Raw genomic sequence first — 14,514 nt, 5'->3', positions numbered from 1 at the left:
CTTCGAGCGTCGTTAATCCGTCGGATTGCGATTGTTCGGACGTGCATTTTTTGCTAGAATTCCTGGTGAAATGACGCTCCTCGCTCCCCCGTGGAATGACCTGGTCCGCGTGCCTGAAAATCGTTCCGCGGTGCGGGCGGTCTGGCAACTCGGTCGCGCCCTGGAACAGTCCCGGCGGGTCGTCTCACCACTCCTCCTCCACGGCCTCCCCGGCACCGGCAAAACCACACTGGTCGACGCCCTGGTTCAAGCGGTCACGGAATCGCCGCTCGGCCACACGGTGCAGATCGTGGCGGCCAACGACCTCGACTCCCGCCCGCAAGAGGGTGAAGACGACGGGACGTACCCGGAACTCGCGGAGTGCGATCTGCTGATCGTGGAAGATGTGCAACATCTGCCGCCGCGCTCGGCGGACCTCGTCGGCCGGGTGCTGGACCTGCGAACCCGATCCCGCCGGCCGACGGTCTTCACCGCCCATGCGGGGCCGGCGGCACTGTTGAACGTGCCACGCCGCCTCGCCAGCCGATTATCGGCCGGGCTGGTTGTGCCGCTGGAAGCCTTCTCGCCAAAGTCGCGATTGAAGTTACTGAGATTCCACGCCGACCGCCTCAAGATCAAGCTAACGGCCGACGCCCTCCGCTGGATCGCGGATCAACCGGCCGGCGGCTTTCGGCCGTTGCTCGGGATGCTCCAAACGCTGCGGGGGCCGGCCCGCAAGTCGATGACGGCGCTGACGCGGGAACAGGTAGCCAACCTTCTTGCGAACGACGCGCGGCCGCCCGCCGTCGCCGACATCGTGGCGGCCGTGGCCGCTTCGTTTGGCGTGTCACCGAAGGAATTGCTCGGCACGTCGCGGCTCAAGACCGTAATGCTGGCCCGGCAGACGGCGATCTACCTCGCTCGCACCGCGAGCAAGCTGTCGCTGCCCGCCGTCGGCCGTGAGTTCGGTCGCGATCACTCGACCGTGCTGCACGCGGTCCGCAAGGTCGAAGAGCTTCTGACGAAGGACGCCGACTACGCCGGCACCGTGAAGGGACTGCGAACGGAGATCAGCGGTTGACGCGCACCCTGTGGAAAACTCGGCGCGCCGACGGCGCGCCGCTGATAACGAGTGGCGCGCGAGTGCTGGAAGTGAGGCGGGGAAAATTCGAGTGTTAGTCGCGCGCCGCAGCGCGCCATTGGTTCACCGGCCGCGCGCCAGGTTTTCCACAGGGGTTCGAACACTGATCCGCCTTGAATTTCAGGGCGATTGGTTAGAGCCGGGCCAGTAAGAGACGAACTGAGCCGAGACTTTACTGCTGACACTGAGGATTTAAATAAGGGATCGGAAAGAGAAGACCGCCAACGAGAGGCAGGAACACAGGAAGCCCCGATCCCTCGCGAATCGTTCCAGATTAATCAGAACACCCACACTCCGTAATCGGGAGACTCGCCGTGAAAGTGAAGTGTCAACGCGACTGGTTGCTAACCGCGTGCCAGCTCGTCGGCGTTGCGGTGGCCGCCCGCACGACGAAGCCGGTGCTCAGTTGCATCAAGGCGATTGCCCAAGATGATGCCCTCTTCCTCATGGCGACTGACCTGGAAATCGGCGTGCGGTACGAACTCCGCGGCATCGAGGTCAAGCGGGCGGGGGCGGCACTCCTTCAGCCGAACAAGCTCATCTCGATTCTCCGCGAATCGTCGGACGCTGACATCACCCTGGACAGCGACGAGAACGGCACGCTCGTCCGCACCAGCACCGGCCGCTTCAACTTGCCCGGCGGCGACGCGAACGAGTTCCCGGACATCCCCGCCTTCGACGACGGTGGACAGTACCACGAGATTAACGCCGGGCTGTTGCGGAGCATGATTAAGCGGACCGCCTTCGCCGCCGACAAGACGGAGGCCACCGCCCGCTGGGCCGTCACCGGCGTGCTGTGGGAGGCTGAGGAGAAGAAGGCTCGGCTGGTTGCCACCGACACCCGCCGGCTGGCCCTGACGGAGGGCGTGGCCGACGTTCACGGCGGCGTGAAGGACGCCAAGACGCCCTCGCACCTCGTGCCGCAGAAGGCCGTGCAACTGCTGGAACGCAGCCTAGCTGACGACGGTGAGTTGATCCGCATTGTGCTGAAGCCGAACGAGGCGATGTTCCAGACTGGCCGGGCACTGATCCACACGCGGTTGGTGGAGGGCCGCTTCCCGCCGTATCGCGACATCATCCCGAAGAAGCCCGGCGTGACGCTCGCCATCCCGACCGCCGAGTTCCTCTCGCGGGTCCGGCAGGCGGCCATCATGACCGACGATGAGTCGAAGCGGGTCGAGTTTAAGTTCGAACCCGGCAAGCTGACGCTCAACGCCCAGGGTGGAGCCGACCACGGCAGCGGCGAGGTGACGATGGACCTGCCCGACTACCAGGGCGGCGAGATCGACATCGCGTTCAACCCGCAATACCTGATCGACATGCTGCGGGCCGTCGAGAGCGAGCCGACGCTGACGCTGGAAATGACCGACGGCCAAAAGCCGGCGGTGTTCCGTCTGGGTGCCGACTACCTGTACCTGGTGATGCCGCTGACCGGCTGAGGTGCGTATGGCGAGCGACAACACCGGCCCGGAAAACCTAAGCGATATCCTGGCGAAGCTGTTCACCGCCCGCGGCTGGGGACGCAAGACCGAGCGCGTCCGCCTGGAAACGGCCTGGGCCGAAACCGTCGGCCCGGAGCGGCAGGCCGACACCCGCGTGATGGCGATGCGCCGCGGCGTGATCGAAGTCGAAGTGAAGAACGGTGTGCTGTTGCAAGAACTGGCCCAGTTCCACAAACGGCGACTTCTGACCGACCTGCGGAAAAAGCTGCCGGGCACGGCGGTAACGGACATCAAGTTCCGCGTCGGCGCGTGGTGAACCGAAAGCCCCGGCACGGCCGTGCCGGGGCTTTCACCCAAGGACATGAATTTCCAACATCAGTGAAGGATGATGCTTCATGAGCGAAGATCTGACGAAGGTGGAATACACCGAAGAGAACATGAAGACCCTGAAGGACGCTGCCCACATTCGGCAGAATCCGGGGATGTACGTCGGCAACACCGACTCCGAAGGCTTGCACCACATCGTTTACGAAATCGTCTACAACTCCGTGGACGAAGCCCTCGCCGGGTACTGCAAGAACATCAACATCGTCCTTGAGGTCGATGGCTCCATCTCTGTCAGCGACGATGGCCGCGGCATCCCCGTCGGCGTCAAGGCCGACACCGGCAAGTCCACGCTCGAAGAAGCCCTCACCATCGCCGGCACGTCGGGCAAGTTCGACAACGACGCCTACCGCGTGTCGGCCGGCCTCCACGGCATGGGCGCCAAGGCCATGAACGCCCTCTCCGAGTGGTGCGAGGCCGAAGTCCGCCGCGACGGCCGCGTGTATCAGATGGAGTTCGAGCGCGGCTACGCCACGTCGGCACTCAAGGACATTGGCCCGGCCACCGCCGGGCAGACCGGCACCAACATCACGTTCAAGCCGGACGACGAAATCTTCGGCACGGCCACGTTCAACTTCGACCGGCTCGCCACGCGGTTCCAACAAATCTCGTTCTTGAACAAGGGTCTTCGCCTCATCATTCGCGACGAGGTGAGCGGCCGCAAGGAGAACTATTATTCCGAGGTCGGCATCCTCGAATACGTCAAGTTCCTGAACCTGAACGAGACGGTCGAACACGAGCCGATCTACGTCCGCAAGGTCGTCGACGGCGTGACGATCGAAGTCTGCCTCCAGTACAACACCAGTGACGACAAGCGGGAAATGTGCTTCACGAACAACGCCTACAACAAGGACGGCGGCACGCACCTGTCCGGGTTCCGCAGCGGCCTCACCCGCACGCTCACGGCCTACGGCAAGAAGAACAACCTCTTCAAGGAGGGCCTCGAACTCAAGGGCGAGGACTTCCGCGAGGGCCTCACCGCCGTCATCAGTATCAGCCACCCGGACCCGAGCTTTAACTCGCAGCCGAAGGACGCGCTCGTCACGCCGGGCGTCGAAGGGCAAGTCTCCAGCGTGCTGTACGAGGGCCTGTCCGAGTACCTGGAGAAGAACCCGAAGGAAGCGACCCGCATTTGCAAGAAGATCGCCCTTTCGGCCGAGGCCCGGATCGCGGCGAAGAAGGCCCGCGAGGCGGTTATCGACCGGAAGAAGTTGCTCGGCGGCGGCGGGCTGCCCGGCAAGCTGATGGACTGCTCCACCCGCGAGCGGGACAAGAGTGAATTGTTCTTGGTGGAAGGTGATTCCGCCGGCGGGTCGGCCGAGAGCGGGCGGGATCGCGTCTTCCAGGCCGTGCTGCCGTTGCGAGGCAAGGTACTGAACGTCGAGCGGGCGAAGATCGAGAAATTGATCCGCAACGAGGAAATCGCCGCCCTCATCGCGGCCGTCGGCGTGGACATCGGCAACATCGAGGACGTGGCCCGGCTGCGGTACGGCAAGATCGTCATCCTCACCGACGCCGACGTGGACGGCCAACACATTCGCACGCTGCTGCTGACGTTCTTCTTCCGCCAGATGCGCAAGCTCATCGAGGACGGCAACATCTTCGTCGCCCGCCCGCCGCTGTACAAGGTGACGCAGAAGAAGGAGGTTCGCTTCATCGCCACCCGCGAAGAGATGGGCGGCGAACTCATGAACCGCGGCCTCAACGGCACGACGCTCGTCATCACGAAGGCCGATTCGCCGAAGCAGTTCGGGGCCGACGAACTGCGGAAGTTCTTCCCCATCATCGAGGACGTGGCCGAAGCGTCGGTCACGCTGGAACGCCGCGGTCACGCGCTGGAATCGTTCCTGAAGCGGTACGACCCGGCGAAGGGCCTGCCGCAGTTCCACGTTCGGTTGGGCACGAAGGAGACGTTCTTCCACACGCAGGAGGAAGTCGAAGAGTTTCGGGCCGAGCAGTCGAAGCGGTTGGGTCAGGAACTGACTGTCAGTGACGACCTGCCCGCCGTGGTGACGCCGACGGCCGACGGCAAGCCGGCGGTGGACGAGGCAACGCGGTTCAGCGTGGACGAGTGGCACGAGGTGAAGGCGCTGAACAAGGCCATCGCGAAGCTAAAGGAAGCCGGGTTCGAGCCGGGCGACTTGGTGCCGCTGGAGCGGGTGGCTGGCCGCGAACCGCCGGTGCGGTTCAAGCTCAAGACCGGCGACACAGAGCGCGATCTGGAACACCTCCGCCAACTCGCCGCCGAGGTTCGCAAGATCGGCGAAAAGGGGATGACGATTACCCGGTTCAAGGGGCTGGGCGAAATGGACCCGGAAGAACTCTGGGACACGACGCTCGACCCGAAACGCCGCACGCTCCAACGGGTGACAATGGCCGACGCGCTGGCGGCCGAGAAGATGTTCCGCACGCTGATGGGCGACGAGGTCGAGGGTCGCCGGGAGTTTATCCTCAAGCACCGCATCGACGACCCCGACGAGATCGACTACGGCGGGGCGTAATCGTCCTGCATCAGCACAATCTCTTTTCTCTCTCAAGAGGTACATCATGGCCCGCTCCCGTGATGATGACGACGACGAGGACTTTGACGACGAGGACGAAGCCCCCCGCCGGTCGAAGAAGAAGGGCGACGGCATCCCGGAAGGAACGCCGCGGGTTTACGTTCACAAGAAGTGCAAGGGCGAGACGGAGATGCCCGCGAAGGAAATCCGCAAGTACCTCGAAAACCCGTTTGAAATGGACGAGGCACCGAAGACGTACTGTGCGGAGTGCGAGAAGGACGTGCCCCTGAAGGATTGCACCTGGGTCGAAACGAAGCAGAATGCGTACGAGTACATTGAAGACCTGCGGGCGGAGATGGTGATCTCCGGGAATGACCCGCGGGCGGGCGGGCCGACGTACCCGTGGTGGATGCCGTTGGGGGTGGCGGTTGGAGCGGGTGTCGCGTTCGGCTTCGGCACCAAGAAGATGGAAGGGGTGGGCGTCTGGGGCGGGGTGGCCGCGGCCGTGATCGGCGGAGCGGGGGCGGCCGTGTACTTTTGGTTCCAGTTTCAGCAGGAGAAAAAGGGGTCCGAGGAGTGGAATCGAAAACTCGTCGCCCGTTACTACAAGCGCCACCCGGAAGCTAAGAAGCCTTCGAAGAAGAAACGCCGTGAAGACGACGATGACGACGAATAAGTTCATCAACCCAGTAACAACTCCCGCCCCCGCCGCACGCTCGGAAACGCCAGCTCGTTGGGGTTCAGGTCTTCGAGGCTCCACCACTCCACGGCCGTCGCCCCGTCGCCGACAATGGCGGCGTCCGGGTTGACGGCCACCGCCCGGAACATCAGGTCGCACACCGGGTACGTCACGTCCTTGTACAGGTAGCGGTTCGTCAACGAGCAGACGTACTCGATGTCTGCGATCGTCAGACCGACTTCTTCCTCGACCTCGCGGACCAAGGCTTCCTCGGCCGTCTCGCCGATGTCCACGAAGCCGCCGGGCACGGTGAGCTTGCCCTTGCCGGGGTCGCGCTCGCGGCGGATGAAGACGTACTTCCCGTCCGGCCGTTGGATGAACGCGGCCGCGGCGAGCGTCGGGTTGAAGTAGTAGGTGAATTGGCACGCCGGACACCGGAGCGGGATCGCGCCGGGGAAGGGTAGGGCGGTCCCGCAACGGGGACAGTGGCGGAAGTGTTCGCTTGGGAGCATGGCGTTTGTTGTAGGAACTCGACGACCGGCAACGGGCGGGACGACCACCGTTGAGCTAAACGGCGTCGGTGTTGTTCGGTACGATACCCAGACCCGATTCTCTTCCCGGTACGCCGTCATGCCGCGATTCCTCTCCCTGGCCTTCCTCCTCGCTCTCCCCCTCGTCGCGTCCGCCGACGGCGACCCGAACGCGGTCAGCTTCGAGAAGCACGTGCTGCCGATTCTGAAGGAGAGTTGCTACAAGTGCCACGACGCGAAGAAGGGGACGTCCGACTTTCGCATCGACGTGCGGTCCTCGGCCGTCCGCGGCGGCGAGTCGAAGAAGACCGGCATCGTCGCGGGCAAGGCGGACGAGAGCGAACTGTACCGCCGCATCGCCAGCACGGATGACGACGCGGTGATGCCGCCGAAGAAGCCGCTGGCGAAGGAGAAGGTCGAGATCATCAAGAAGTGGATCGACGTCGGGGCCGTGTGGCCGGACTCGCTGGCGAATGAGGCGGGGGCGGCGCACTGGGCGTTCGTGGCCCCGGTGAAGCCGCCGGTGCCAGAAGTCCAAAGTTCCAAGATCAAAGTTCAAAAATTAAACCCGATCGACGCCTTCGTGCTGGCCCGGTTGGCGAAGGAGAAACTTTCGCCCTCGCCGGAGGCGGACAAGGTGACGTTGATTCGCCGCTTGTCGCTTGACCTCATCGGGTTACCGCCGACGCCGAAGGAAGTCGATGAGTTCCTCGCCGACACGTCGCCGGCCGCTTACGAGAAGGTCGTGGACCGGCTGCTCGCGTCGAAGCACTACGGCGAGCGCTGGGGCCGGTTGTGGCTCGACGCCGCCCGGTACGCCGACAGCGACGGGTACGAGAAGGACAAGCCGCGGTTCGTGTACTTCTACCGCGATTACGTCATCAACGCCTTCAACCGCGACCTGCCGTACAACCAGTTCCTCACCGAGCAACTCGCTGGCGATCTGCTGCCGAACGCGACGCAGGACCAGATCGTCGCCACCGGCTTCCTCCGCAACAGCATGATTAACGAAGAGGGCGGCATCGACCCGGAGCAGTTCCGCATGGAGGCGATGTTCGACCGCATGGACGCCGTCGGCAAGGCGATGCTCGGCCTCACGATCCAGTGTGCCCAGTGCCACACGCACAAGTACGACCCGATCACGCACAACGACTACTACCGCCTCTTCGCGTACCTGAACAACGCCAACGAGTCGAACGTCACGGTGTACACGCCGGACGAACTGATGAAGAGGGCCGAGATCTTCCGCCAGATCAAGGAGATCGAAGCGGAGTTAAAGCACAAGTCGCCCGACTGGGCGAAGAAGTTGGCCGCGTGGGAAGCGAAGGTGAAGGCCGATCAACCCGCGTGGGAGGTGATCCGCCCGGAACTCGACACCAGCGGCGGGCAGAAGCACACGGTTCTGCCGGACGGCTCGATTTACGCCAGCGGTTACGCCCCGACGAAGCATACTACCGACTTCACGGGGCCGACGAAGCTGAAGACGATCTCGGCCGTGCGGCTGGAACTGCTCAACGACCCAAACCTGCCGCGGAACGGCCCTGGCCGCTCGATCTTCGGCCTGTTCGCGCTCACCGAGATGCGCGTCGAGGTCAACGGCAAGGCGGTGAAGATCGCGAGTGCCACCGCCGACGCGAATGCGGCCGAGAAGCCGCTGGAGGCGAACTTCGACGACAAATCGAAGCGCAGTCGCGTCACCGGGCCGATCGCGTTTGCCATCGACGGCGACGACAAGACGGCGTGGTCGCCGGACATTGGCCCCGGCCGCAGCAACGGGCCGCACACCGCGGTGTTCGTCTTCGAGAAGCCCGTCGAAGTTCCGGCCAACGCGAAGGTGACGTTCAAGCTCGTTCAGAACCACGGAGGCTGGAACAGCGACGACAACCAGAACAACAACCTCGGCCGTTTCCGCCTCAGTGTATCCGACGCGCCGACCGCCACCGCCGATCCGCTGTACGGCAAGGCCGATGCCTTCGCCGTCTATCGCACGACCGTGGCCGAGTGGAAGGACGCCAATGCGAAGATCGAGGCCTTGTGGAAGACCCACCCGGCCGGCGACACGCAACTCGTCTACACGGAGCGCGCCGACGAACGGCCGACGCACCTGCTGAAACGCGGTGACTTCCTGAAGCCCGGCGATAAGGTGAGCATCGGCGTGCCGACGTTTCTGAACGCCCCGGCCTCCGACCTGCCGCCGAACCGCGTCGGGCTGGCGAAGTGGCTGACCGACGCGAAAGCGCCGACCACGGCCCGCTCGTTCGTCAACCGCGTCTGGCAGGCGTACTTCGGCGCCGGCATCGTCAGCACGTCCGAAGACCTCGGCAAGCAGAGCGAACCGCCGACGCACCCCGAGTTGCTCGACTGGCTGGCCGTCGAGTTCATGGAGAAGGGCTGGTCGCCGAAACAATTGCACAAGCTGATCGTGACCTCGGCGACGTACCGGCAATCGTCGAAGGTGACGCCGGACCTGCAAGCCGTCGATCCGGTCAACCGCTTGCTCGCCCGCGGCCCCCGATTCCGCGTGGACGCCGAACTCGTGCGCGACATCGCCCTCTCCGCGAGCGGCCTGCTAAACCCGAAGGTTGGCGGGCCGAGCGTTTACCCGCCGATCCCACAGTTCCTCACGCAACCGCCGGCGAGCTACGGCCCGAAGGTGTGGCCGGAAAGCACGGGGCCGGACCGCTACCGCCGCAGCCTGTACGTTTTCCGCTTCCGCACCATCCCGTACCCGGCGCAAGCGTTCGACTCGCCGACCGGCGACTTCGCCTGCGTGAAGCGGTCGCGGTCGAACACGCCGCTGCAAGCCCTCACGGCGATGAACGAACCGATCTTCGTCGAGGCGGCACAGGCATTGGGGATGCGCGCGGTGAAGGAAGGTGGCACGACCGATGCCGAGCGGATCGCGTTCGCGTTCCGCCTCTGCGTGTCTCGGAAGCCGAGCGAGCAAGAGTCGGCGATCCTGTCGGAGATGCTCCAGAAGAACACGGTGAAGTACAGTGACGCGCAGGCCGACCCGTGGACCGTGGCGGTGAGCAAGCCAGAAGACGCCCGCAAGCTGCCGAACAGCGTGACGCCGGCCCAACTGGCCGCATGGGTGACGGTCGCACGGGTGCTGCTGAACCTCGACGAGACCATGACGAAGGAGTGAGGACGCGGGCCGCCTGCCGAATTCGGCGGCTGGCGGTATCATTCTCCGGACAGACGGTCCCTCGCCCCTTGCCCCCGAGCACGATGTCGTACTGCCTCGCGATTTACACCAAGCTCGGCCTCGTGCTCGCGTCCGATTCGCGGACCAACGCCGGTCTCGATCAGGCCAATGTCGCCCGCAAGCTGTACACGTTCGTGAAGCCGGGCGAGCGGGTGTTCGTGCTGCTCACCAGCGGCGGGTTGTCACTCAGCCAGAGTGTACTGGCCCTGTTGCAGAGCGACTACAACGCCGGGTACGGGTTAGCCAACGTAGCGACGATGTACGACGCGGCCCGGTGCGTCGGCGAGGCGGTCCGGGCGGTCGCGGCCCGCGACCGGCAGTTCCTCGAACGAGACAACATCGGCTTTAACGTGAACTTCCTCGTCGGCGGTCAGATCGACCAACAGCCGCACGAGTTGTACCTGATCTACCCGCAGGGGAACCCGTTGCAGGCCACGCCGGACTGCCCGTTCTTGCAGATCGGCGAGTCGAAGTACGGCCGGCCGATTCTCGACCGGGCGGTGAAGTACGACGGCACCTCGCTCGAACAGGCGACGAAGCTCGCGCTGATCTCGCTCGACTCGACGATGCGGTCGAACCTGACCGTCGGCCCGCCGATCGACCTGGCGGTGTACCACGCCAACGAGCTTCGTTTGCGGCAGCAGATTCGTCTGTCGGCCGACGACCCGCAATTGCTGGCGATTCGCACCCAGTGGGAGCAGGAACTCCGGAGTGCGTCGCAGCGACTGCCGGTGATTCAGTTCCCCGGCGAGTATTCGTAGCGGCTTGCTTTCCGTTTGTCCCCGCCCCCGGTTCGCGATACCATCGCCTCATCCACCTGGGAGGCGGTTATGGCTCGTGTTCTCTCCTTGCTGCTCATCGGCATCACGTCCGTTGCCTTGGCCGACGACAAATCCTTCTCGCTGAATACCCGCACGCGGACCGAGACGGCTCCGGGCTCCGGGCGGTATCACACGGTCGCGAAGCCGGCGACGTGGGACGCTGCGAAAACAGCCGTCGTCATCTGCGACATGTGGGACAAGCACTGGTGCGACGGCGCCACCGGCCGCGTTGGGGAGATGGCTCCGCGGATGAACGACCTCATCGTCGCCGCCCGGAAGCGTGGGGCGCTCGTCATCCACTGCCCGTCGGACACGATGGCGTTCTACAAGGACACCCCGCAGCGGAAGCTGGCGATGGACGCGCCCAAGAGCGAGCCGAAGGTGCCGCTCGAACGCTGGTGCAAGCTTGACCCGGCGAAGGAAATCAAGCTCCCGATCGACGACAGTGACGGCGGCTGCGGCGAGGTGAACAAGAACTACCGGGCCTGGACCCGGCAGCACGAGGCCTTGAAAATCGAGGCCGGCGACGCGATTACTGACAGCGAGGAGGCCTACCACTTGATGCGGCAGCGCGGCATCGAGAACGTCGTCGTGATGGGCGTTCACACGAACATGTGCGTCCTCGGCCGGCCGTTCGCGATCCGCCAACTGACGAAGCAGGGCCTCAACGTCGTCCTCGTCCGCGACATGACCGACACCATGTACAACCCGGCCAAGGCGCCGTTCGTCGCCCACTGTACCGGCACGGACCTGGTCGTCGAACACATCGAGAAACACTGGTGCCCCACGGTGACGAGCGTGGACTTCCTCGGCGGCAAGGAATTCCGGTTCAAGGAGGACAAGCGGCCGACGCTGGTGATCGTCTCCGCGGAGGATGAGTACAAGACCGAGACGACGCTGCCGCCGTTCGCGCTCGCGCAGCTCGGCATGGACTACCGCGTGTCGTTCGTCTTCGCCGACGCGAAGGACAAGTACCACCTGCCCGGCATCGAGCAACTGAACACGGCCGACGCGGTTCTCTTCAGCGTGCGGCGGAAGCCGTTGATGAAGGCCGATCTCGACGTGGTGCGAAAGTACGTCGCGAGCGGAAAGCCGATCATCGCGATCCGCACGGCCAGCCACGGCTTCGCGCCGCGAAAGGGCGAGTCGCTGCCGGCCGGCGTCGAGGCGTGGGAGACGTTCGACAAGGACATCCTCGGCTGCGAATACAAGAACCACTACGCGAACGCACTGAAGATGACCATTGAGCGGGCACCGGCCGACGGGACGCACAGCGTGCTGGCCGACTGGCCGACGACGGCGGTTGAATCGACGTGTTCGCTGTACCGATCCAACCCGCTGGCGGCCGACGCCATCGTGCTGCTGACCGGCAAATCGGGCGACAACCCAGTGGAGCCGATCGCGTGGGTTCGCGAGAAGGCCGCCGGCCGTGGTCGCGTCTTCTACGCGAGCCTCGGCAACGTGGACGATTTCAAGCAGGAGTGGTTCGCGAAGCTGCTGAAGAACGGCATCGCGTGGGCGGCGGGGAAGTGATTACGGGCGAAAGATCGACGACTTTTGAACCCACGGGCGGCGGCAGTTGTCCGTGGGTTGTGCCCCGCTGGTTCGAGGCGTTCTGAGGTGAGCGATGGCAAGCAACCTTCTCCTGGCAACTTGGACTCAACTTGACTCTCATGAGCTTCGTCTGCTGCTCGACCACCGGATCGGTGGGCCAGGGCAGTACGATCGCCGTGAATCCAATCCTCATCGCATTCATCTGCCGCGCGCCAAATCGGAGTGTCGAGTTACCCTGACGTATTCAGACCGCAGGATTGCCAGCGTTGAACCTGGTCCCGCGTTCGATCAATCTCAGTGGGATGCCATCGTTCAGGAGATTGAAACTAAGGTTCTGACCGGCCCCGATAGGATCGGTCGAGAATACAGCTTCTGCAGCCACCGTGTGCCAGGGTCATGGCGTGGGGACAGGTCCGGAATTCAAATTCTCCCACCACATCCCGAGTCCCCGACCGCGCCTGCCGAGTATGCGGACCATCCGTTCATCCTCGAATTCCCCATTCGGGACGCCGGAAATTGGGCGATTACAAACCACCGCCGGTTGCGGGAACACCGCCGGCTGACGCTGATGCTCAACACTGTGCTCGCCGGAGGGATGAGCTTGCAGCGCCGCAGCGCCGGGCACTCCTGGGGATGCTTCCAGCGCGATGATGGACAACTTGAGGTTCGCTGGGTTAAGAACGCATACTCCGGGTTTCTCGGGGAATGCGTCTTGGAGTTGGCTACGCCGCTTTCGGACGAGCGGCTTGAGGTGATCCCGGCTGATCGGTATTTCGAGGAGATGAGGGGTATCGACGGACGTGGCCTACGCGTACCCTCGGACCTCGACGAATCGATCTGTTGCTATCAGCAGCTCCCGTTTGTCCGTAGGGAAGAGTTCGACAGAGCAGCTTACTGGCTCCACATGGCCTCGCGGCAGTGGACGATCTCGATGTCCTCGTCTTTCGGGGCACTTGTATCAGCAGTCGAGTCACTTATTAACCAACGGGGGCAGGGGTCCACGCGTAGGTTCCGAACTTTCCTTGAGGAGTATGCACCGGGCGCATCGTTGGAGGCTCGTCGCCAGGAAATGTACGACCTACGTTCAGGGATTTTCCACGGCAGCGACCTCATGGTGATTGACCAAGACATTTCCTTCGGTTGGGACCCGCCCTGGTGGAACGAAAGAGAATTACATGAGGAACTTTGGGGCTTAACTCGAACGGTGATTCGGAATTGGCTCCGAAACCCGCCGCCAACCTGATCGATGCCGTTGAGGATCTGTAAGTGGCATGAGGCCGAGCCTGTTACGGCACGTCCCCGGCTCGCCCCAAAGATGCGTCGAGGCGGTGTAGCCCCGCCCGCACGCGGCCGTCCTGGTTCTGATAGATGTCGTCGCCGTTCGGGCCGACTGTCGCGTACAGCGAATACCGCACGTGGCCGTCGCTGTAGAGGATGTTCTGGCCGCGGCCGTGCGGGGACATGGGGCCGCTAGTCGGTGACACGGACGGCGTTGGCAGGTCGGCGAGTAGCGGCATCACTTCGGCGGAGACGCCCTCCATGTGCCGGCGGATGCCCTGGATTTGACCGCTCGACTGGTAGCCGAGTGTGTACACGTAGGCCACGCGGGTCAGGTCGCCGTCGGCGGGCGATTCACTCGGGCAGACGGCGTTCACGGTCGCGGGGAGCGTGCCGGCGTTGACCAACTCGGAAGCGAACGCCCCGGCCGTCGGAACCCGGGCGGTGCCGACCTTCGGGAACTGGTCCTGGTGCGTGTCGGCGTAGTTGCTCAGGCCGGTGTGCAGGGCCATCATCTGGTTCTTGCACGCGGCCACGGCGTTGTCGTGCCGGACTTTCATGATGCCCGTCGTCAGCATCCCCACGGCCAGGAAGGCGACCGCCGCCGTGAGGCCCAGTTCTACCCACCGGCGAGACGGAAACGACCCGCGGGCCGCCGTCACCTGAGGCAGTTCCTCGAAGTCGATGCTGTCGGGTTCGCCCAGGATGGGGTGAACGTCGGTCCCGGGCACCGGCGCGGCTTCGACCGGCGGTTCCTCGATCGTCACTTTGTTGTTCACGAGGTGCGCCGCTACGAACCCAATCGTCGCGACGGCCAGTCCCGGCGGCGGGGCCAGGTCCGCGTCGGCGGCGAGCGGTTCGAGGAGGCCGCGCACGCGGGCGAGTTTCTTTTCGGCGCAGGGGTCGGTCGCCAGGAGGCGTTCCACCTCGGCCGTTTCGCTCGGGGAGAGGGCTTTCAGTGCGTAACCGATGAGGAGATCGTCCATCGTTTCACCTG

At 64.2% G+C, this 14,514-nt stretch carries 11 protein-coding genes; 9 read left to right on the top strand and 2 right to left on the bottom strand.

Annotation, left to right across the window (positions count from 1 at the left end; genetic code table 11):
- The first annotated feature begins 70 nt into the window (after positions 1-70).
- The 5 genes from PX52LOC_RS06990 to PX52LOC_RS06970 all read left to right on the top strand — a co-directional run bounded on the left by PX52LOC_RS06990 (position 71) and on the right by PX52LOC_RS06970 (position 6,123).
- Positions 71-1,060 (top strand): DnaA/Hda family protein, encoded by a 990-nt coding sequence (locus PX52LOC_RS06990; protein WP_149109414.1) that lies wholly within the window; start codon positions 71-73, stop codon positions 1,058-1,060.
- Positions 1,061-1,434: 374 nt separating this feature from the next.
- On the top strand, positions 1,435-2,559 hold the full coding sequence (gene dnaN / locus PX52LOC_RS06985) for a DNA polymerase III subunit beta (RefSeq protein ID WP_168218845.1): 1,125 nt from the start codon (positions 1,435-1,437) through the stop codon (positions 2,557-2,559).
- A gap of 7 nt (positions 2,560-2,566) precedes the next feature.
- Positions 2,567-2,878, top strand: coding sequence for a DUF721 domain-containing protein (locus tag PX52LOC_RS06980; RefSeq protein WP_149109412.1), 312 nt, complete (start codon positions 2,567-2,569; stop codon positions 2,876-2,878).
- Positions 2,879-2,957: 79 nt separating this feature from the next.
- Positions 2,958-5,447: a DNA gyrase subunit B gene (locus PX52LOC_RS06975; RefSeq protein ID WP_149109411.1), complete on the top strand. Its 2,490-nt coding sequence runs from the start codon at positions 2,958-2,960 to the stop codon at positions 5,445-5,447.
- Between the two features lie 46 nt (positions 5,448-5,493).
- On the top strand, positions 5,494-6,123 hold the full coding sequence (locus PX52LOC_RS06970; RefSeq protein WP_149109410.1) for a hypothetical protein: 630 nt from the start codon (positions 5,494-5,496) through the stop codon (positions 6,121-6,123).
- Between the two features lie 5 nt (positions 6,124-6,128).
- On the opposite strand, the gene PX52LOC_RS06965 is transcribed toward PX52LOC_RS06970, so the two are convergent.
- Positions 6,129-6,638 carry an NUDIX hydrolase gene (locus PX52LOC_RS06965; protein ID WP_168218844.1) on the bottom strand — a complete coding sequence of 170 codons (510 nt, stop codon included), beginning with the start codon at positions 6,636-6,638 and terminating at the stop codon, positions 6,129-6,131.
- 118 nt (positions 6,639-6,756) lie between these two features.
- Here PX52LOC_RS06965 and PX52LOC_RS06960 point away from each other — a divergent pair, with 118 nt between their 5' ends.
- The 4 genes from PX52LOC_RS06960 (at position 6,757) to PX52LOC_RS06945 (ending at position 13,482) form a co-directional block, all read left to right on the top strand.
- Complete coding sequence (locus PX52LOC_RS06960) at positions 6,757-9,804, top strand: PSD1 and planctomycete cytochrome C domain-containing protein (RefSeq protein WP_149109408.1); 3,048 nt, start codon at positions 6,757-6,759, stop codon at positions 9,802-9,804.
- A gap of 83 nt (positions 9,805-9,887) precedes the next feature.
- Positions 9,888-10,625 carry a peptidase gene (locus PX52LOC_RS06955; protein WP_149109407.1) on the top strand — a complete coding sequence of 246 codons (738 nt, stop codon included), beginning with the start codon at positions 9,888-9,890 and terminating at the stop codon, positions 10,623-10,625.
- Positions 10,626-10,694: 69 nt separating this feature from the next.
- Complete coding sequence (locus PX52LOC_RS06950) at positions 10,695-12,218, top strand: ThuA domain-containing protein (RefSeq protein ID WP_149109406.1); 1,524 nt, start codon at positions 10,695-10,697, stop codon at positions 12,216-12,218.
- Between the two features lie 94 nt (positions 12,219-12,312).
- Positions 12,313-13,482 carry a hypothetical protein gene (locus PX52LOC_RS06945; RefSeq protein ID WP_149109405.1) on the top strand — a complete coding sequence of 390 codons (1,170 nt, stop codon included), beginning with the start codon at positions 12,313-12,315 and terminating at the stop codon, positions 13,480-13,482.
- Positions 13,483-13,525: 43 nt separating this feature from the next.
- Here PX52LOC_RS06945 and PX52LOC_RS06940 read toward each other — a convergent pair whose 3' ends face one another.
- Positions 13,526-14,503, bottom strand: coding sequence for a hypothetical protein (locus tag PX52LOC_RS06940; RefSeq protein WP_149109404.1), 978 nt, complete (start codon positions 14,501-14,503; stop codon positions 13,526-13,528).
- Between the last annotated feature and the right edge of the window lie 11 nt (positions 14,504-14,514).

Origin of the sequence: Limnoglobus roseus (assembly GCF_008254045.1) — a bacterium.
Classification (GTDB): domain Bacteria; phylum Planctomycetota; class Planctomycetia; order Gemmatales; family Gemmataceae; genus Limnoglobus; species Limnoglobus roseus.
This window is presented reverse-complemented; position numbering and strand designations above follow the sequence as displayed.